The organism is Cognatundibacterium curvum (assembly GCF_014284235.1).
GTDB lineage: Bacteria > Pseudomonadota > Gammaproteobacteria > Burkholderiales > Burkholderiaceae_D > Undibacterium > Undibacterium curvum.
Window position 1 is genome coordinate 14,627 of sequence record NZ_JACOGD010000006.1, and the last position, 18,484, is coordinate 33,110.

The 18,484-nt window shown below is 52.6% G+C and carries 13 protein-coding genes; 4 read left to right on the forward strand and 9 right to left on the reverse strand.

What is annotated here, in order from left to right; genetic code table 11:
- Positions 1-37: 37 nt before the first annotated feature.
- Positions 38-250 (reverse strand): hypothetical protein, encoded by a 213-nt coding sequence (locus tag H8K43_RS11970; protein WP_186904061.1) that lies wholly within the window; start codon positions 248-250, stop codon positions 38-40.
- A 160-nt stretch (positions 251-410) separates the two neighbouring features.
- On the opposite strand from H8K43_RS11970, the gene metH reads away from it, so the two are divergent.
- The gene (gene metH / locus H8K43_RS11975; RefSeq protein ID WP_186904062.1) at positions 411-4,163 is read left to right on the forward strand and encodes a methionine synthase; all 3,753 of its coding nucleotides are present in this window, start codon (positions 411-413) and stop codon (positions 4,161-4,163) included.
- 8 nt (positions 4,164-4,171) lie between these two features.
- Here metH and H8K43_RS11980 read toward each other — a convergent pair whose 3' ends face one another.
- The 5 genes from H8K43_RS11980 to H8K43_RS12000 are packed head-to-tail and all read right to left on the reverse strand — an operon-like array spanning position 4,172 to position 8,707.
- The gene (locus H8K43_RS11980) at positions 4,172-4,654 is read right to left on the reverse strand and encodes a DUF4405 domain-containing protein (RefSeq protein ID WP_230403896.1); all 483 of its coding nucleotides are present in this window, start codon (positions 4,652-4,654) and stop codon (positions 4,172-4,174) included.
- A 21-nt stretch (positions 4,655-4,675) separates the two neighbouring features.
- Positions 4,676-5,524 carry an FAD:protein FMN transferase gene (locus H8K43_RS11985; protein WP_186904063.1) on the reverse strand — a complete coding sequence of 283 codons (849 nt, stop codon included), beginning with the start codon at positions 5,522-5,524 and terminating at the stop codon, positions 4,676-4,678.
- Positions 5,521-6,057 carry an FMN-binding protein gene (locus tag H8K43_RS11990; RefSeq protein WP_186904064.1) on the reverse strand — a complete coding sequence of 179 codons (537 nt, stop codon included), beginning with the start codon at positions 6,055-6,057 and terminating at the stop codon, positions 5,521-5,523. Before H8K43_RS11990 ends, H8K43_RS11985 begins: the two co-directional genes overlap by 4 nt.
- A 51-nt stretch (positions 6,058-6,108) precedes the next feature.
- Positions 6,109-7,434 (reverse strand): porin family protein, encoded by a 1,326-nt coding sequence (locus tag H8K43_RS11995; RefSeq protein WP_186904065.1) that lies wholly within the window; start codon positions 7,432-7,434, stop codon positions 6,109-6,111.
- Positions 7,435-7,471: 37 nt separating this feature from the next.
- A complete protein-coding gene (locus H8K43_RS12000; protein ID WP_186904066.1) occupies positions 7,472-8,707 on the reverse strand; it encodes a cytochrome-c peroxidase in 1,236 nt (411 codons plus the stop codon).
- 411 nt (positions 8,708-9,118) lie between these two features.
- Between H8K43_RS12000 and H8K43_RS12005 the strand changes: the two genes are divergently transcribed.
- From H8K43_RS12005 to dbpA, 3 genes are all read left to right on the forward strand, one after another.
- Entirely contained in the window at positions 9,119-10,222 is a 1,104-nt protein-coding gene (locus H8K43_RS12005; protein ID WP_186904067.1) for a hypothetical protein, read from the forward strand.
- A gap of 1,017 nt (positions 10,223-11,239) precedes the next feature.
- Positions 11,240-13,369, forward strand: coding sequence for a S46 family peptidase (locus H8K43_RS12010; RefSeq protein WP_186904316.1), 2,130 nt, complete (start codon positions 11,240-11,242; stop codon positions 13,367-13,369).
- Positions 13,370-13,734: 365 nt separating this feature from the next.
- Positions 13,735-15,120, forward strand: a complete 1,386-nt coding sequence (dbpA, locus tag H8K43_RS12015; protein WP_186904068.1) for an ATP-dependent RNA helicase DbpA — start codon at positions 13,735-13,737, stop codon at positions 15,118-15,120.
- Here dbpA and H8K43_RS12020 read toward each other — a convergent pair.
- From H8K43_RS12020 to H8K43_RS12030, 3 genes are all read right to left on the reverse strand, one after another.
- Positions 15,117-15,950, reverse strand: a complete 834-nt coding sequence (locus H8K43_RS12020; RefSeq protein ID WP_186904069.1) for an arylamine N-acetyltransferase family protein — start codon at positions 15,948-15,950, stop codon at positions 15,117-15,119. The genes dbpA and H8K43_RS12020 overlap by 4 nt on opposite strands.
- Positions 15,951-16,001: 51 nt before the next feature.
- Positions 16,002-16,403 (reverse strand): hypothetical protein, encoded by a 402-nt coding sequence (locus H8K43_RS12025; RefSeq protein ID WP_186904070.1) that lies wholly within the window; start codon positions 16,401-16,403, stop codon positions 16,002-16,004.
- Between the two features lie 96 nt (positions 16,404-16,499).
- Positions 16,500-18,484: autotransporter family protein (locus H8K43_RS12030; RefSeq protein WP_186904071.1), on the reverse strand; the 1,985-nt coding region annotated here is incomplete at its 5' end.

The following is an 18,484-nucleotide window of genomic DNA, read 5'->3' on the forward strand; positions in this document are numbered from 1 at the left end:
ATATGCCTTTTTTTTACGCTTATTTTCTGTTTATTTTTCACTGACAGACAGCACAGATGGTCGCGCCCGCAGCAGCGAAATTATGTGAACTGCTTGCAAACAGTCTGTGGTTTTTTGCATAAAGATCATAAGCATCTGCCCAAAATGTATAAACAAAATCCTGCAAACACCGGGCCTGACGGGTCCAAGCCATTGATTTGACGTATAATTTCTCCTCAGCGCCGATTTGAGATTCAGATTGCGGGCGCATAATAAATGCTGCTAAAAGGACCCGACCCGATCCGCATGCATGCATCAGCCGATCGGGTTTTTTATTATCAGGACGCAGAGCGTAGCAGTCTGGATGACTGACTGACAATGGCGATCAAACGCCGAGCAGCTCCCGCCTCCTTGTTGAACGAGTAAACATCATGACTACAACTGTGCCTGTCTCTGCTACCGAAACCCGCTTGCGCACCCTGCTGCAACAACGCATCCTGATCCTGGATGGCGCGATGGGCACCATGATCCAGCGTTACAAACTGACCGAAGCCGATTACCGTGGCGAGCGTTTTCAACACTTCACCGGCCCCGAAGGCGTGCGCGAATTATTCGTCAAAGGGAATAATGAATTACTGTCGCTGACCCGTCCCGATGTGATCGCTGAAATCCATGAACAATACCTGGCGGCCGGTGCGGATCTGATTGAAACCAATACCTTCGGTGCGACTACAGTTGCGCAGGACGACTACCATATGGCGCATCTGGCCTATGAGATGAACGTGGCATCGGCCAGAATTGCACGCGCCGCCTGCGATAAGTACTCGACCCCGGACAAGCCACGCTTTGTCGCGGGCGCACTGGGACCAACGCCTAAGACCGCCTCCATCTCACCCGATGTGAATGATCCGGCGGCGCGTAATGTCACGTTTGACCAACTGGTCACGGCTTATCACGAACAGGTGCGTGGCCTGATTGAAGGCGGCGCTGATGTGCTGCTGGTCGAAACCATCTTCGATACGCTCAACTGTAAAGCGGCGCTGTTCGCTATCGATCAGTATTTCGAGGAAAGCGGTCAGCGTCTGCCTATCATGATTTCCGGTACCGTCACCGATGCCTCCGGCCGTATCCTGTCGGGACAAACGGTACCCGCTTTCTGGAATTCGGTACGCCATGCCAAACCGCTCACCATCGGCCTGAACTGTGCACTCGGTGCCACGCTGATGCGTCCGTATGCTGAAGAATTATCCAAAATCGCCGATACCTTTGTCTGTATTTATCCGAATGCGGGTTTGCCTAACCCCATGAGCGACACTGGCTTTGATGAACTGCCGGCGGATACCTCGGCCCTGCTCAAAGAATTCGCCGAAGCCGGCTTCATCAACATCGCCGGTGGCTGCTGCGGCACCACACCAGCGCATATCAAGGCCATCGCCGATCTGCTGCAAACCCAGGCGCCGCGCCAGTTACCGCAGATCGCGCCAGCCATGCGCCTGTCCGGGCTGGAGCCTTTCACCATCGATGAACAAAGCCTGTTCGTCAATGTCGGTGAGCGTACTAACGTCACCGGCTCCAAGGCTTTTGCGCGTCTGATCCTCAACGAGCAATACGATGAAGCGCTGGCGGTTGCGCGTCAGCAGGTAGAAAACGGTGCGCAAATCATCGACATCAATATGGATGAAGCGATGCTTGATTCGCTGGCAGCGATGACACGCTTCCTGAATCTGATCGCCTCGGAACCCGATATTGCGCGCGTCCCTATCATGATCGACTCCTCCAAATGGTCGGTGATCGAAGCGGGTCTGAAATGCGTGCAGGGTAAGGCGATTGTGAACTCGATCTCCATGAAAGAAGGCGAAGCCGAATTCCTGCGTCAGGCCACCCTGTGCAAACGCTATGGTGCAGCGGTGATCGTGATGGCATTCGACGAAACCGGTCAGGCCGATACCTATGCGCGTAAAACGGAAATCTGCGAACGCGCTTACCGTCTGCTGGTCGATCAGATTCAGTTCGATCCTCAGGATATTATTTTTGATCCGAATATCTTTGCGGTCGCGACCGGTATCGAAGAACACAATAACTACGCAGTAGACTTTATCGAAGCGACGCGCTGGATACATCAGAATCTGCCGGGTGCCAAAATCAGCGGCGGCGTATCGAATGTGAGCTTCTCTTTCCGTGGCAATGATCCGGCACGCGAAGCCATCCATACCGTGTTCCTGTATCACGCGATTCAGGCTGGCATGACTATGGGCATAGTGAATGCGGGCATGATAGGGGTGTATAGCGAGCTCGATCCCGAACTGCGCGAACGGGTCGAGGACGTCGTGCTGAACCGGTGCGATGATGCGACCGAGCGCATGATCGAATTCGCCGCCACCCTCAAAGCTGGTGGCAAAAAAGAAGAAGCGACGCTGGAATGGCGCAATGACCCGGTTGAAAAACGCCTGGCCCACGCGCTGGTACACGGCATCACACAATGGATAGTGGAAGACACCGAACTGGCGCGCCAGCAATTTGAGCGCCCTATCCAGGTCATCGAAGGACCGCTGATGGATGGCATGAACATCGTCGGAGATCTGTTCGGACAAGGCAAAATGTTCTTGCCGCAGGTGGTCAAATCGGCGCGTGTGATGAAGCAGGCTGTGGCGCATCTGGTGCCCTTCATCGAAGAAGAAAAGAAACGCAGCGGCGATCACAAACCGAAGGGCAAAATCGTGATTGCCACCGTCAAAGGCGACGTGCATGACATCGGTAAAAACATCGTGACCGTGGTCCTGCAATGTAATAACTTTGAAGTCGTGAACATGGGCGTGATGGTGCCCTGCTCAGAAATCCTGGCCAAAGCCAAAGCGGAAAATGCCGACATCATCGGCTTGTCCGGTCTGATCACGCCATCGCTGGAAGAAATGGCCTATGTCGCCAAAGAGATGCAACGCGATCCGCATTTCCGTATGATGAAAATCCCGCTGCTGATCGGCGGCGCCACCACCAGCCGCGCGCATACTGCGGTCAAGATAGCGCCGAATTATGAAGGTCCGGTGGTCTATGTACCGGATGCCTCGCGCTCTGTATCGGTTGCGCAGTCGCTGCTGACACCGGAAAGCCGCGAGCAATACATTGCTGAACTTGGCAGCGATTACGAACGTATCCGGATTCAGCATGCGAATAAAAAAGCCACACCTATGCTGACGCTGGAACAGGCACGTGCCAATAAGATGCGGGTTTCATTCAGCGGCGCAGAAGCACCGGTGAAACCGAAATTCATCGGCCGCCGTGTATTTAAAAATGTCGATCTGGCCACCATCGCTAACTACATAGACTGGGGTCCGTTCTTCCAGACCTGGGATCTGGCCGGGCCTTTCCCAGCCATCCTGAGCGATGAAATCGTCGGCGATGCCGCGACCAAAGTGTATGCCGAAGGTCAGGCTATGCTGAAAAAAATCATCGAAGGCCGCTGGCTCACTGCCAATGGCATCGTCTCACTGCTGCCAGCCAACAGCGTGAATGAAGACGATATAGAAATCTATACCGATGACAGCCGCAGCGAAGTCGCGTTCACCTATTACGGCGTGCGCCAGCAAACTGAAAAACCGGTGGTCGATGGCCCCGATGGACAAAAAATCCAGCGCCCGAATCAATGTCTGGCCGACTTCATTGCGCCTAAAGCCAGCGGTATCGCAGACTACATAGGGATGTTCGCCGTGACCGCGGGTCTGGGTATAGAAAAACACGAAAAACGCTTTGAAGATGCGCATGACGACTACAGCAGCATCATGCTGAAATCGCTGGCAGACCGTCTGGCTGAAGCCTTTGCCGAGTATCTGCATGAGCGTGTGCGTACCGATTTGTGGGGTTATGCAGCCAACGAGCAACTGAGCAATGAAGAGCTGATACGCGAAAATTATCGCGGCATCCGCCCTGCTCCCGGCTATCCGGCCTGCCCGGAACACACCGTGAAAACCGAGATGTTTGCACAAATGCAGTGTCAGGATATCGAGATGTATGTGACCGAATCCTGGGCCATGATCCCTGGCGCTGCGGTATCCGGTTTCTACTTCGCGCATCCTGATTCCAAATACTTCAGCGTCGGCAAAATCGGTGATGACCAGGTCAGCGACATGGCCAGCCGCCGTGGCGTTGCCAAGCCAGATGTAGAACGCTGGCTGGCACCGAATCTGTAAACGAGTGTTCAGTGCCTGCGGCCCAGCAGTATATGCAGGCACAGGATTCCGGGTAATAACAGGCCCGGAATCCAATGCAACACTGACCAGACCGGTCGCAGCTGTTCGCTGGCGAGATAATACAATCCATAACCGGAAATTTGTAGCCAACACAAGAACAGCAACATCGTCCAGCCACTGTAACGATTGTGCCTGCCTAAATGCGCTCGCCTTATGTGCTGGAACAACATACTACCAATCAGGAACACCACAGGAATGATCAATGCCCCGTGGAGCTGCATACTCCAGTGTTCGGCGGGATGTATACTTTCTCCAAATTCACCCACAGTGCGCAAGAAAAAATGGGCGATCAGCCATATCAGTCCGCTTACGGTCAGGCCAGCAAACAATACATACAGACTGCGCCTGTGCCAGTTTTCCAGACGATATCTGGGCTGTGGCGAAGCGCGTGAAGAACGATGAGGATGCAGAGTGTGTTTGTTTGTACGCATGAGCAGCAATCTTGTTGGCAGTCAGGACGGCAGAATAATCGCCCTTGCTCTCCATAAATCAAGGCAGGCGTCTGCCTGATTCCCGGTAGTGGCAATCAGTTTAGTTAAAGCGTCGGCGATCATACATTGATCAGCAATGACACTATAGCTTTTCCCGCTACTTATTTGATTGCCGTTACGTCCATCGATCAGTGCGGAGGCTATTCCAGTGTCTGCCGCCGGGTCTGTGCTCCCGCAGCGCTGAGAAAAATAACTGGCCGAAGTTGCCATGCATTGTTGACTCAGGGTCAGTGACATCGCCATATGGCTTGGTGCTTGAGGATCACGGATGAAAACCGTCTGCTCACCAATGACGCCTAAATCACCCCCGGCATTGATACAAGCCCGGTCTACTGCAAAGTTTTTTAATACCTTGATTGCCTGATCCACCGCATAACCTTTAGCGATCCCGCCCACATCCAGCCAGTCGTCGCTTAGCTTCTCAATGCACAGTTCATCGACAAAACGAAAGGCCTGCTGATCCGGGACATATTGTGGCACCCTGGTATGTGAAGGCAGCATGCTGAGGCAGGCCAATCTGCTCGCCACACGCAGATCAAAAATTCCGCCTGTTTGTTGTTGCAACAGCGTGGCCGCCTGAAGCACCTGAGCCGTATGAGGATTTAAATGAAGACAGGCACCGGGCGTGGCCCGGTTAAATGCATAGATATCACTACCGTCGCTATGGTAGCTCATGCATGTGTGAATTTGCGCGATCACCTGAAATGCTGCCTGTATAGCTGCAGACCAGTCCGGCGATACTTCCGTTGGCGCATCCCAAATCGCTACTTCTACCAGCGTGCCCAACCAGGGCTGAGCTCGCCGTATCATTTTTTATAAAGCACCTGAACAATAGCAGCAATACGGCGCACACCGTCGGTGACATGCGAACAAGACAAAGTAGCGCCACTGATATTGGCGATGCCATCGCCTATTTGCATACCTGCGCCAGCGCTTTTACCGACAAATTGTTTCCGCCAGTTGGCGTTGCGGATTTCAAAACCATGACTTTCACGATACGCCATGATCTCTACCTGACGCACCATGCCGTCTGCTTGCAATCCTACTGCATAGGAAATCAGTTCAAACTTGCCAATGACGTCATCAAAGAAAATATACCCTAATAATTTATCATCTTTGTAGGCTTGGACAACACGCCAGGAAACCGAGCGGGCTGGCACAGCTGCCAGCTTCTCGACCTGCTTCATTTGATCCAGCGTTAACTGCACAGGCTGTGCCTTGAAAAGCGTCGCTTCCGGAAAAATGACTTGTTGCGCCTGCTCCGGACTCAGGTATTGGGTTGCCAGTGCATGACTGCTGGCAGTTGCCAGCAGTACCAGAGAAAGAGGAGCAAGCTGATTCATGATTAAAAATAAAAGTGGGTTGCCAATGCCAATTGCGCTGGCATGCCGGCCTCAGAATGCATAGCCGACGCCGAGATTATAGCGGTCGCGGCTATTATCCAGACGGAACTTCTGATAATCGGTTTTTAAAACGACGCCTTCACCAATTCTAAAGCTCAGACCCAGTGTCATCACTTTCTCGTCGTCAGTCGGCAAGACACCTAATCCTAAAGGTACGGGGGCGTATGATTTTGCCGTATTAAACTGTTCATAGCGCACAAATGGAGTCAGGCTGTAATTGCTGTCTTTCCATGCCAGATAGGCCGCTTGTACATACCACCCGGTAAAGGTGGATGGCACAGGATTGGGATTACCGACAAATGTCAGATTCAAGTCAGTAGTGTTGCTGATTGTACCGCGCGCATACAAAGCACTTAAGTCCAATGGGCCCGGATTATATCTGCCATGCAGTTCCCACAGCGTGACACGGGCGTCATTCGCTGCAAACGCTGTTGTACCATGACCCGCTTTTCCTGAGAATGCTGAAGCACCCACTAACAATCCTGGTACACCACGCCAGTTCAGTGCAGCATGCAGGCTCAAGTCTTTCGATTTCGCATTTTGGCCCTCCTGATGAATCGCACCTAACGGCGACTCACGGCCATCAGCGGAAGTAGCGTCCCACTTCGTCAAATTAAATCCTGTTGTCAGGCCCAGGTCCCAGCTCAGACCATTTAAGTGCGAACCAGACACCCCCAAACCGGCTTCACGCCAGGTGGTCGGGATAATCGCGGTTTCAACAAAGTTGCGATGCACGCCATAGAAAGCAGTCGGCTCATGGCTGGTATTCATGAAACCTGCCGGTATCAGAAACAAGCCTGCCTTTGCGGATATGCCAGGCTTAAGCTCATGTTCCACATACAATTGTTCAACGGCTGCTTCACCGTCATCGCCTTTAGATGCAATTGCATGTTCCCATTCGAATTCGGCGACCATTTTGGTTTTACTGTCAAAGCGGTGCGTAACACCGATAACGGCCCGTTTAACATCCGTCTGCGCCTGTTCACTGGCATTACGTGGACGCGAGTATGCCACTTCACCATAACCACTGATTACGGTCTTGGTCAGTTCTTTTCTTAACTCCTGAATCTGCGCATCAACATTACCGGAAGCCGGTAAGGCTGCTGCCGCTGCTGACTGATTCACTGCCAGCGGTGCGTCTGTACCCTGCTCAGTTTTTTTACGACTGGCTGCCAGTTCAGCCTTGATCGCTTCCAGCTCAGCAGCCAGCTTTTCTATTTTCTGTAACAGCTCTGCTTCACCGGCATAAGCCGGAGCAATACAGGCGGAAGAGATGAGTGCGCCACAAATGGCCTGGGTCAAGCTATTTTTTTTCATTATCGTCTTTCAATTTGGAATTTTTTACCTGCAGCGATCAGGGCTTATACCCGTCAGTCAACGTCGACAGGAATTTCAGTACATCCTCGACTTCGTCTGCTGTTAATGCGGCAGCCATACCGCGCTGTCTGTTGTAGGGGACTTCTTTTGTATTGACGTTTGCAAGGTAATCCGGCGGCAGATCATTAAATTTCCATACCGTACCGTCTACCATGACCGGGAACCACTCTTCAGGGTTGGTGTCACGGCGTACATAAAAATTAACGGCATCGCGTAAGCTATGCATCTGTCCGTTATGAAAAAATACCTTTCGGGTCGCCACATTACGTAAAGTCGGTACTTTAAAAGCGCCACATAATTCGGACCGGTTTTTTAAATCCTGGCGATCCGGACCACACAAACCAAAGTCAAAATATGTCGGATCTGCGGTGGCAGGAATGCTACGGTTACGCGGAACGCCCAGATTGTCATAGGAATAATCGGTAAACACGGGCAGACTGCCATCACTCCCCTTCGCACTGGTATGGCACGCAGCGCAGTTCCCTTTTTGCGGGTTATTAAAAAGCGCTAAGCCACGTAGTTCTGCATCACTGAGCTTTACCTTGCCTGCCAGGAATTGATCGTATTTCGAATCATAGGGATGGAAATCCGCATCCTCTTTCTGGTATTGCTGCAAAGCGAACAGTAAGCGCTCAAATGCCGCATTCGTATTGTCAAAAATCCCTGCGCCAAATGCAGCTTTGAATTCATTAACGTATGCGCTGCGTTTTAATTTTTCAACCACACTTGCACGATCTGTATTGGCCATTTCATGAGCGGCCAGCAGCGGTGTCTCTGCCTGGGATGCCAGAGTATTGGCGCTTCCGTCATGGGTAAATCCCCCTTTTGCTTTGCCGTCTTTGTCGAAACCAAAAGCAGGTGTCAAGTGTAAGTAGCGCAAAGAAGGAACCGCGCGGAAGCCGGGCACGGTCATATCGCTGCCACCTAATTGCACAGAGAGATCATTCGTTTGAGCGTAAGCGTTCTCTGGAAGATGGCAAGTTGCACACGACATTTTCCCTGAGGCAGATAAGCTGGTGTCCTTGAAAATCTTTTCGCCGACCAGCGCTGCGGCACTTATCTGCTGTGCTGGTTCAGCCGATGAATTCTGGCTGCCAGAACCACCACCACAAGCAGACAACAAACCGAGTATCCCCAAAGATAAGCATCTGACTAAATAACTACGAGAAACATGCACCGCCTTGGCTGGCGCATTTCTATTCAAAAAAAACATACAAATTCCGGTGAGGATTGTCTGTGTGAGCAAAGACAATAGTGAAGGTCGAGGCAAACATTTTGCGTACAAATGAGGGAATGTGAGGCGTACTGGCTGTGCACCAATTTCCTATTTTTCTTATTAGCAAGGAGTTCCTACAGTCTCAAAAAAAGACAAATGAGAATGATTTGTATTATAACTCCACTCAATTTCTGAATTCAATCCTTGTAACTCAGAAACAACATCAAGCACAGATTTTGTCTGCTCACGGGTCTTTAAGCCCAGACGGCATAGTCTGTTTTGTTCAAATGCTTGCGTCTGGAACACTCAGATTTGTTCCTGCGTAATCGCCCAAGCCTGGCCGGCTCTGGGATAATGCTGCAACATTTCATTTATCCGTAATTAGTCTCACCTCATTTAAGGTCCGTCATGACGAAAATCGCTGCCACCTCCCGCACCAGAAAAACTGCCAAGCCTGCAGCGCCAGTGTTAACTGCGCCGGAACCAGTGCAGGCAAAAAGCCTGAAGCGCAAACAATTCGCCAGCACCGGTGATGTGCATATCTTGGGCGACGTCACCATTACCACCCAGCTGATCGTCGGCGGTGACTTGCTGATCGATGGTGACCTGATTGCTGAAGAAGTTTTTTGCCTCGGCAAACTGACCGTGACCGGCGACGTGCAGGTGCAGTCCTTATACGTTGGCCATACGCTGGACGTAGGCGGACATATCGATGTGGAATTCCTCATCAAAACCGGCTGCAGCGCCGAATGGATGGCACGCGTATTAGAGCTGGACCAGCGCAAACTGGCTGAAGGCCAGAACTTCATTGATCTGCTGGTGCATCCGGCGATTGCTGCGCGCCAGGCACATCACGATGTGTTCGGCGGCTTTGGCGATATTCAATGCCTGGGCTATCTGTCCTGTGCCGATCTGGATTGCCACGGCAACCTGCAACTGGATGAAGATCTGGAAGCCTCAGAAGTACAGTTCGTCGGTGGCCATCTGGCCGCAGCCAGCATCCATGTGGCAGGCGATTGCAACTGCCAGGGCGAAGTATTCAGCGAAACCCATATCGAAGTCGAAGGCAGCCTGTTCGCTGGCGAAATCATCAGCCAGGGCAATATCGAAGCGGGTGCAATCGGCAGTCAGGGCGATATCACGGCCTGGGGCAGCATACGCGCCAAAGGTGAAATCAGCGCCTTGTTTGGTGAAATCCATGCGGGCCGCTGGATCGCGACGGCAGCGACTTTGTATGCTGCAAAATACATCAAGGCCGGAGAATCAGTAGTCGGCGAAAAAGGCATCAGCTGCGGCAAAGACTATGGCATCTTCGCGGGCTCCGTACTGCCACGCTCAGCCTGGACCACGCAGGGCATGATTTCTGCGGCGACCAAGCCACGCCTGATTTTGTCGGGTGAATTTGTCGAAGGCAAAAAACTGCGCCATATCGACGCGCTGGAAAAAAAACGTAATAAAGAACTGGACTGGGAAATCAGCCGCCGCGTAAAACGCGAGATGCTGGCGGAGTAAGCAAGACGCAATCCGACACGGCTGCATACCGTGTCACCGGTTGGTATCGCGGGCAGCCCGCGATACCATTCGAACAGACTGGCTGCTTATCCAAGTGCACGTAACACCGCTTGCGGCTCTTTTGCCACAACGTGCAGCATGATTAGAAAAACTATGGCGTACTTTTTAGTTTTTCAGCAATGTTGTTGTAGTCACCTTCTAACCAACACGTGTTAAATCCACACCGATTAACCAAAATTTGTGGATAGTGATCAACACTAATATATTCCTTAAGTCTACTTCTCCTTTCCTCAACATCAATTGTGTAATAGATTGAGAAAGTACCCTCGTCCTCCCGAAAAGTTGTACCCTCAACAACACAGGTGATAGTCCAGAAACCATTTCCGAAGGTTACTAAACTTCCGATATTCGGCACACTTGGCATATCAGATTTTTTTTTGAAACAAGCCTACGTTTTCGTCTTGTATTTTTATTAGTACGTAATGATTTATGTCCATGATTAAGTATGTTCATAGCGTATGAGATCACCAGCATCTCAAAGTGAAAGTTTTGGTTGATTTAAGCTGAGCGGTATTACGAAAATACCCTTTCTTTGGCACAGTCTCAAGAGCGCACTTTCAATAATGCCAGCTCAAATTACTTTTGATTCTCCGATTTTTCTGATTATTAACAATACCCATTCTCCACCCCCACCCAACAAAACCAAGTCAAAACGTAAATAACTTTTCTTTTTTTCTTTACGCACGTAAGGATATCTGTCAAATTTCATCCTTTACCGGAACTTTTCCTGCGGCGGCGGGTCTGGAAACCGGGTTCTGACATGATCTCAGGATGGGCAAGTGTGTGGTGTTGTTGCCGTCCTGCATAATTAAGAGCAGAGTACAGCGTGCTGCATTGGCGTACTGCATTGGCGTCTGTCGCGCTGCCCCACCGCAATCGGCTGGCCTCAGGATGGGGCCGGGCTGTTGACCACTGACGGAGAAAAAGTTGAAACAATCGTATGCATGGAGTCTGGCATTGGCCGGACTGACTTTGGCCAGCAGCCCGCTGGTCCAGGCGGATGAAGGACAATGGCAGCCGCATCAGTTGCCGCAATTAAAGGCAGAGCTGAAGCGCATTGGTATTGCCATTCCGGCTGAAAAACTGGCGGATTTGTCCAAACATCCGATGACAGCGATCGTTTCGCTGGGTGGTTGCTCAGCGTCGTTTGTCTCGCCAACCGGTCTGGTGGTGACCAATCATCACTGCGCGTATGGCGCGGTACAGCGCAATTCCAGCGCAGAAAAAAACTATATCGCCAATGGCTTCCTGGCGAAGTCACGCGCTGAGGAATTACCGGCTGGTCCGGATTCGCGCATGTATATCACCGACAAGGTGGAGAATGTGACGGAGCAGATCATGCGCGGCATCACGCCATCCATGAGCGGCAAGCAAAGACATGAGCATGTGGAAAACCGCATCAAGAACCTGATCGCGGAATGCGAACAGGCGGATGGAAAAAACCAGGCCTACCGCTGCTCTATCCCTAGTTTTCACCGTGGGCTGGAGTACTACCGTATCCGTCAGATGATGATACGTGATGTGCGTCTGGTGTATGCACCATCAGACAAGATAGGCAATTACGGCGGTGAGGTGGATAACTTTGAATGGCCACGCCACACCGGCGACTATGCCTTCCTGCGTGCCTATGTAGGCAAGGATGGCCGCCCGGCTGATCCATCGCCCGACAATGTGCCATATCAGTCTAAAGATTTTCTGACCGTGTCAGCTCAGGGTCTGAAAAATGGTGATCCTATCCTGCTGGCGGGCTATCCTGGCCTCACCAGCCGTTACAAGCTGCCGGAAGAAATCCGTTATGCGCGCGATGTCAGCTATCCGGCCCGCGCATTTGAATCGCGTTCCGATATTTCTGTGATCGAGGCGGCTACGGCAGGCAATGCCGAAGGAAAAGTACGCTATGCGAGCGTGGTCAAGGGCATACAGAATCGCTTGAAAAAAACCGAGGGTTTGATGGCTGGTTTTGCACGTAAAGATATCGCTGCCATCAAGGATGCACAGGATGCAGAATTCCGCAGCTGGGTAGCGCAGCATTATGCCGATAAAGACTTCCTGAAAGATCTGGATGCGGTGATCGCCAGCGATATGGCACTGACCGAAGAAGAGTTTGCCTATAGCGTGGCCAGCAACAGCGACTTGCTGAAAAGCGCACGCACGCTGTACCGTCTGGCACTGGAAAACCAAAAGCCGGATGCGGAACGCAAGGCCGGCTTCCAGCAGCGTGACCTGCCTTTCATCACAGCGCGTCTGAGCCGTCTGGAGCAATCCTATCTGCCAAATGTAGATCAGGCCCGCTTCACGGCTGGCTTACAACGCTATAACAAACTGGCTGCCAAAACCCATCCGCAGGGACTGGATGTATTGCTGCCTTTGCCGGAATCGGTGTCTGCGTTTTATCCTCTCACTGAACTGGGTGATACCGCAAAACGCCTGGCCTGGATCAAGAAAGACGTGGCGGAATTCCGCGCTTCCCAGGATGCCTTTATCCATCTGGCCGTCAAATTGCATGACATCGGCATGCAACTCGAAGATCGTCGTCAGGAAGTCGATGGCAATCTGGAGCGTGTGATTCCAAAGTATATGCAGGCTGTGATCGCGTGGAAGCAATCCCAGGGTAAGCCGGTGTATCCGGATGCGAACTCCACGCTGCGTGTGACTTACGGCACCGTGGCGCCGTACAGCCCGCGCGATGGCGTGACCAAAGGCCCGTTCACGACCGTGGAAGGGATCGCTGAAAAACACACAGGCAAAACGCCTTTCATCGCACCGGACAATTTGCTGGCAGCGATTAAAGACAAGCGTTACGGTGTGTATAAAGACCCGGTGCTGGGTACGGTACCGGTGAATTTCCTGTCGAGTGCGGATACCACCGGTGGCAATTCCGGTTCTGCGGTGCTGAACAAAAACGGCGAGCTGATCGGTCTGAATTTCGATTCCACGTATGAATCGATCACCAAGGACTGGTACTTCGACAGCGCCATCACCCGCGCCATCCATGTCGATATCCGCTACATGCTGTGGGTCATGCAGGAAGTTGATCATGCCGACAATCTGCTCAAGGAAATGCGTATCCGCTATCCGGCAAAATAAGTCGTTCGGTCTGCAAAAGACTTGAGAAGATTTGAGAAGATGTGAAAGAGCGTGGTTCCTGTGCAAACAGGGGCCACGTTTTTTTGTACAGACTATACTGAAAAGCTGCAGTCAAAAACCAATGTCCGCATCCGTATTGGGCTGCAGCCCGAAAAACGGCTGCGCGCCTTATTCCATGCGGACTGTTGTTTTGTATGATGCACCAATCAGCGCAACAATCAGTTCAACAATCAACGCAACATGCAGACTGGCCAGCCTGCTCAGCCAGCAGCGGCAGCAATCTTGCTGAGGCTAAGCAGGCCGACATCGCCTACAATACGGCTTCCGGCGGGCGGTTTGCCTGCTCACTTCTGTAAAGCCACACCATGTCTGATACCCTCTCTTTTTCCTCCCTCCCCTTAGCGCCCGCGTTGCTGGACAATCTGGCCAGTCTTGGCTACCAGCAGATGACGCCGATTCAGGCTGCCAGTCTGCCCATCATCCTGCAGCAACGCGATCTGATTGCGCAAGCCAAAACCGGCAGCGGTAAAACCGCCGCATTCGGACTGGGGATACTGGCGAAACTGAATCCCACTTACTTTGCGGTACAGGGACTGGTGATTTGCCCGACACGCGAGCTGGCCGACCAGGTCGCCAATGAATTACGCCGCCTCGCGCGCCGTATCGAGAACGTCAAAATCGTGACCCTGTGCGGCGGCACACCGATGCGTCCGCAAATGGCTTCTTTGGAATTTGGTGCCCACATCGTGGTTGGCACACCGGGCCGCCTGATCGATCACATCAGCCGTGGCAGCCTGCAACTGAATGCAGTGCAAACCCTGGTCCTGGATGAGGCTGACCGCATGGTGGATATGGGCTTCTACGATGATATTTACGAAATCGTCGGCGCCTGTTCGCCGCGCCGTCAAACCCTGCTGTTTTCTGCCACCTATCCCGATGATATCCGCGCCGCCAGCGAACAATTGCTGCGTGATCCGGAAGAGATACAGATCGAGGCGCAGCACAGCAGCAATCAAATCGAACAGCATTTTTTCCATGTCAGTCAGGAAGGCCGCAATCAGGCGGTCGCACGCCTGTTACTGCATTACCAGCCCAGCTCCAGCATTGCGTTCTGTAATACCAAAATCCATTGCCGCGAACTCACAGAAGAATTGAATGCCCAGGGCATCAGCGCACTGGCGCTGCATGGCGACATGGAACAACGTGACCGTGATGAAGTGCTGATACGCTTTGCCAATCAAAGCTGCTCGGTGCTGGTAGCGACCGATGTGGCGGCACGCGGACTGGATATTCAAAATCTGGGCGCCGTCATCAATGTCGATATTTCCAAAGACAGCGAAGTGCACATCCACCGCATAGGACGTACCGGACGCGCCGGAGAGCAAGGACTGGCGCTGAGTCTGGCCACCTCAGGTGAAAAAAAATGGGTCAGGCTGATCGAGGAATACTCGGGTGTCAGCGCGCAATGGCTGGAACTGGACAGCCTCAGCGATGCGACTGAGAGTCTGCTGCAGGCACCGATGATGACGATCTGCATTCAGGGCGGCAAGAAAGACAAGCTGCGTCCCGGTGATCTCTTAGGTGCCTTGTGTGCGGATCTGGGCTTGCAAAAAGCTCAGGTCGGTAAAATCAATGTGTCTGAATTCGTGACCTATGTAGCGATAGAACGCGCCATCGCCCACGACACGCTGCAGCGTTTATCACGCAGCCAGATCAAGGGCCGTCAATTCAAAATGCGCATGATAGACTAAGGCGAAGAGGCAGACTCAGCTGGGGCATGGACGCGGGCCCGGAACGGCGGCAACTGCTGCGCGGACATCCCCATCTTCTGCTGTAACAGTGCATGGTATTCGGCCTCGCTGTCTATGCTATGCACGCTGCGTTTGCCATGCTGCGTCACGATCATTTTCTGATCGGCGATACTGATGCGGCCGTCTGCAGTCGGCAAGGAGCAGATGGTCTTTTGCGTGAAATGTGAGTTTGGCGAAGTCTGCTGATAAGCGAACATGGGCAGGAAATCCTCGAGCTGAAACGCCTGAGTCTGAAAGCGGTACTGTGGCGTGGCGGCATGTCCGGCTTTTTGCTGCAGCAGTATCCAGTCAGCGCCATCGGCCTCGCAGCGATACGTGACACCCAGCTCCTGATTCCCCGCGCCAGCTAATAGTAAAGGCAGGCGAAAGCTGTCGCCAAATCCTACATCCGCGATCCAGCATTGCGCCTCCAGCTGCACGGCCAGCAGCATGTGATCAAACTCCGGCCCATAGGCTTTGCCATTCCATACCCGTGCCGACCAGAAGCGGGTCTGAAAACCCAGGCTCTGTAATAACCAGGAAAATGCCAGATTCAGTTCGTAGCAAAAGCCACCGCGCCGGCGCAACAGAATTTTATCCAGCAAGGCATCCTGCTCCAGGCTGATGGGCAGACCGGCACGGATGTCCAGATTTTCAAATGGAATCTGCATCAGATGCGCCAAATGCAGCGTGCGCAAACCCTGCAGATCGGGCGGTGGTGCCTGATCCAGCTGCAGACGTTGCAAATACAAACTGGTGTGATACGGACTTAACATCGTCACTCCCATCATGAGGGTCTGATTTTTTGATATCGATGCGCGCTCGCTGATCGCTGATACGCCTCAGGACTGACCGATAAAACCAACGCGGCGAAAACGCAGTGCGGACCAGTCTTCATCAAAAGCGACCTGACGCACGGTATCCCAGCCCGCCGCCCGCAGGCTGTCCCAGCCATGATCCCGGCTCAGCTCACCCGCATACAAAGCTGAACTCTTTTTAGGATAGACCATCCACAGTAGCGCATCGCCTTCTGCCTGCGGCAGGATAGCGTTCAAAGTCTGCTCCAGACGCTGCCGGGTCGCTGCGAATACGATGAAAAACCGCGCAGGCTGCAGCGCTTCCACTTGCAATATGCAGGGATGGGCGACAGGTATATCCAGCAGCGCCAGCTGACCCGCATCCGCATGCAGAATCACAGTCGGCACCTGCTGTTTCCAGTTGAGTTTTTTCAGCAGCATATGCATGCTTGTCCTTGTTTGCGAACGATGTCAGCACTACAGTGCCATAGCACCAAAAAAAACACCAGCCCGTGAGCTGGTGTTTTTATTGGCTTTGCTAGCTCAGAACCCGAGTCGGAAATCCACCCGGAAGCTGTTGGCTCTATAGGTGTGGGCACCCATCGATCCCAGCCAGCTGAAGTTGGTCGTTATGCCACGGCGCGATTTCACATTCAGTCCCAGACCAACAGACTGTATGTCTTCCGGCAAACCGACTACCAGTACATTGTAGTTGGTGCTGCCGGCACCCAGATCCGTGTAGTACATAGACTGGTTCATTTCGCCGCTGGTACGGTGACGCCATTGCAGTTTCAGCGATGGTGTGATCTGGCCAAAGTCCAGGTAGAAATCTTTGGCGAAGTTCAGACCACCGGTAAATGCCGTCGTCACACTGCTGGTCTTATTCAGTGTCAGTGCCAGCACGCTGCCGCGTTCTGTGTACGCATCCAGTTTGGTATGCAATACATCGAAACGTCCGAATGGCTGAATATGCAAATCTTTATCGACCTTCATATCACGGGTCAGCGTCAGCGACATGAAACTGACCTGTCCGGTACGCTCACCAGCCAACAACTGACTATTCTCACCATCCCAGCGGTGATTATCGTAATTGACCTTACCGATACCACCCATGCCATCGATAAACCATTCCTTCTCTGGTTTATACGTTCCGTACAACATACCCGACCATTGCTTGGATTTACTTTCACTGCCAAAGTTATCCATGGTGGCCTTATCACGGGCATAGCCAACGGACAGACCAACGATCAGTTTAGGATTCCACATCATGTCCATACCGATAGTCAGACCCGAGCTGGAGAACTTGGTACGGCTGCCATCAGCGGCATCGATACCACCAAAGTCGATGTTCCCCGCAGTCCACATGCCGACTGGTTTACCTGCAATCTGGAACCACTCGTCATTCTTAGGCGCTTCTTCTTCCTCGCTGTCCATCAGTTTATGCGCTGCTTCATCTTTGGCAAACGGTGCCCTGGCCTGACGTACATCAGCCGGATTGAGGCGATACAGATCGTTGCCGAAGCTGTCTTTATTAGCAGTCAGGTTTTCCGAGATCTTGTTGGCCGCCATGCGGAACATCTCCAGACCTGGTGCATTAAAGCTGATACCAAAACGGTTCTTGATCGAAAAGTCATGGTGCAGAACCTGAACGTGGCTGTAAATATTCGTCATCTGTGCCTGAGTGAAGCGCTGACTGATATTCGATGCCGCGACCGCCGTGTTTTTCACCACTGGATCAACCGCCGGATCGGGACGCTTACCGACCGTCACCGTAATGGCTACACTATTGCCTGGTGCAGTGACTGCATCACCCGAATACACCGCAGTGATGGTATGAACACCAACGGCCAGGTTTTTCGCGACCAGTACGGCTGAACCATTCGTCAACGTGACCGTTGCCAGGTTCACCGTTCCATCCATAAAGCTGATGGTACCGGTAGAAGCTGCCGGTGTAACCGCTGCCGTCAGTGTGACTGGCACCCCATCCAGTACCTGAGACTGCGTAGTGCCTATCGTTACGCTGGCTGCAGTCAGATTCTGAATCTGTATCGTGATGCTGGCCGAGACCGTACTGAAATTCGCGTCGCCCTCTTTGGTCGCAGTCACCACACAGTTACCTGCTGTGCTGCCAGCCGAGAGAACATTGCCAGACAAACTGCAGGCACCGGAGCTGACCGCGAAACTGATCGCACCGTTGCCAGAACCACCGGAAGCAGTCAGCGTCGCTTTACCTGTGACTTTAAAAATCGCCATTTTGTCAGCAGTCAGCGTGAGTGCAGCTTGCGCATTTTTACCCACCGTCAGGCTATAACTGGCCACAGCCTGCGCATTGATGCCGGTCACTGCCGCTTGGGTTGCAGTGATCACCACACTGCCTGCGGCAACTGGTGTGACTTTACCTGTTGCATCAACCGTCGCTACAGCCGCATTGCTGCTGCTATAGCTGATCGCACCGTAGCTGCCACCGCTCAGGGTCGATGTCACGGCATTGTTCAGGCTATTGCCTAAAGTGATTTGCAGCGGACCTG

What these genes read in the sequence shown, in the direction of transcription:
- H8K43_RS11970 (WP_186904061.1), bottom strand. Translation starts at nt 250, where the DNA reads ATGCGCCCGCAATCTGAATCTCAAATCGGCGCTGAGGAGAAATTATAC.
- H8K43_RS11985 (WP_186904063.1), bottom strand. Translation starts at nt 5,524, where the DNA reads ATGATACGGCGAGCTCAGCCCTGGTTGGGCACGCTGGTAGAAGTAGCG.
- H8K43_RS12005 (WP_186904067.1), top strand. Translation starts at nt 9,119, where the DNA reads ATGACGAAAATCGCTGCCACCTCCCGCACCAGAAAAACTGCCAAGCCT.
- H8K43_RS12000 (WP_186904066.1), bottom strand. Translation starts at nt 8,707, where the DNA reads ATGTTTTTTTTGAATAGAAATGCGCCAGCCAAGGCGGTGCATGTTTCT.
- H8K43_RS12025 (WP_186904070.1), bottom strand. Translation starts at nt 16,403, where the DNA reads ATGCATATGCTGCTGAAAAAACTCAACTGGAAACAGCAGGTGCCGACT.
- H8K43_RS11995 (WP_186904065.1), bottom strand. Translation starts at nt 7,434, where the DNA reads ATGAAAAAAAATAGCTTGACCCAGGCCATTTGTGGCGCACTCATCTCT.
- H8K43_RS11980 (WP_230403896.1), bottom strand. Translation starts at nt 4,654, where the DNA reads ATGCGTACAAACAAACACACTCTGCATCCTCATCGTTCTTCACGCGCT.
- dbpA (WP_186904068.1), top strand. Translation starts at nt 13,735, where the DNA reads ATGTCTGATACCCTCTCTTTTTCCTCCCTCCCCTTAGCGCCCGCGTTG.
- H8K43_RS11990 (WP_186904064.1), bottom strand. Translation starts at nt 6,057, where the DNA reads ATGAATCAGCTTGCTCCTCTTTCTCTGGTACTGCTGGCAACTGCCAGC.
- metH (WP_186904062.1), top strand. Translation starts at nt 411, where the DNA reads ATGACTACAACTGTGCCTGTCTCTGCTACCGAAACCCGCTTGCGCACC.
- H8K43_RS12020 (WP_186904069.1), bottom strand. Translation starts at nt 15,950, where the DNA reads ATGATGGGAGTGACGATGTTAAGTCCGTATCACACCAGTTTGTATTTG.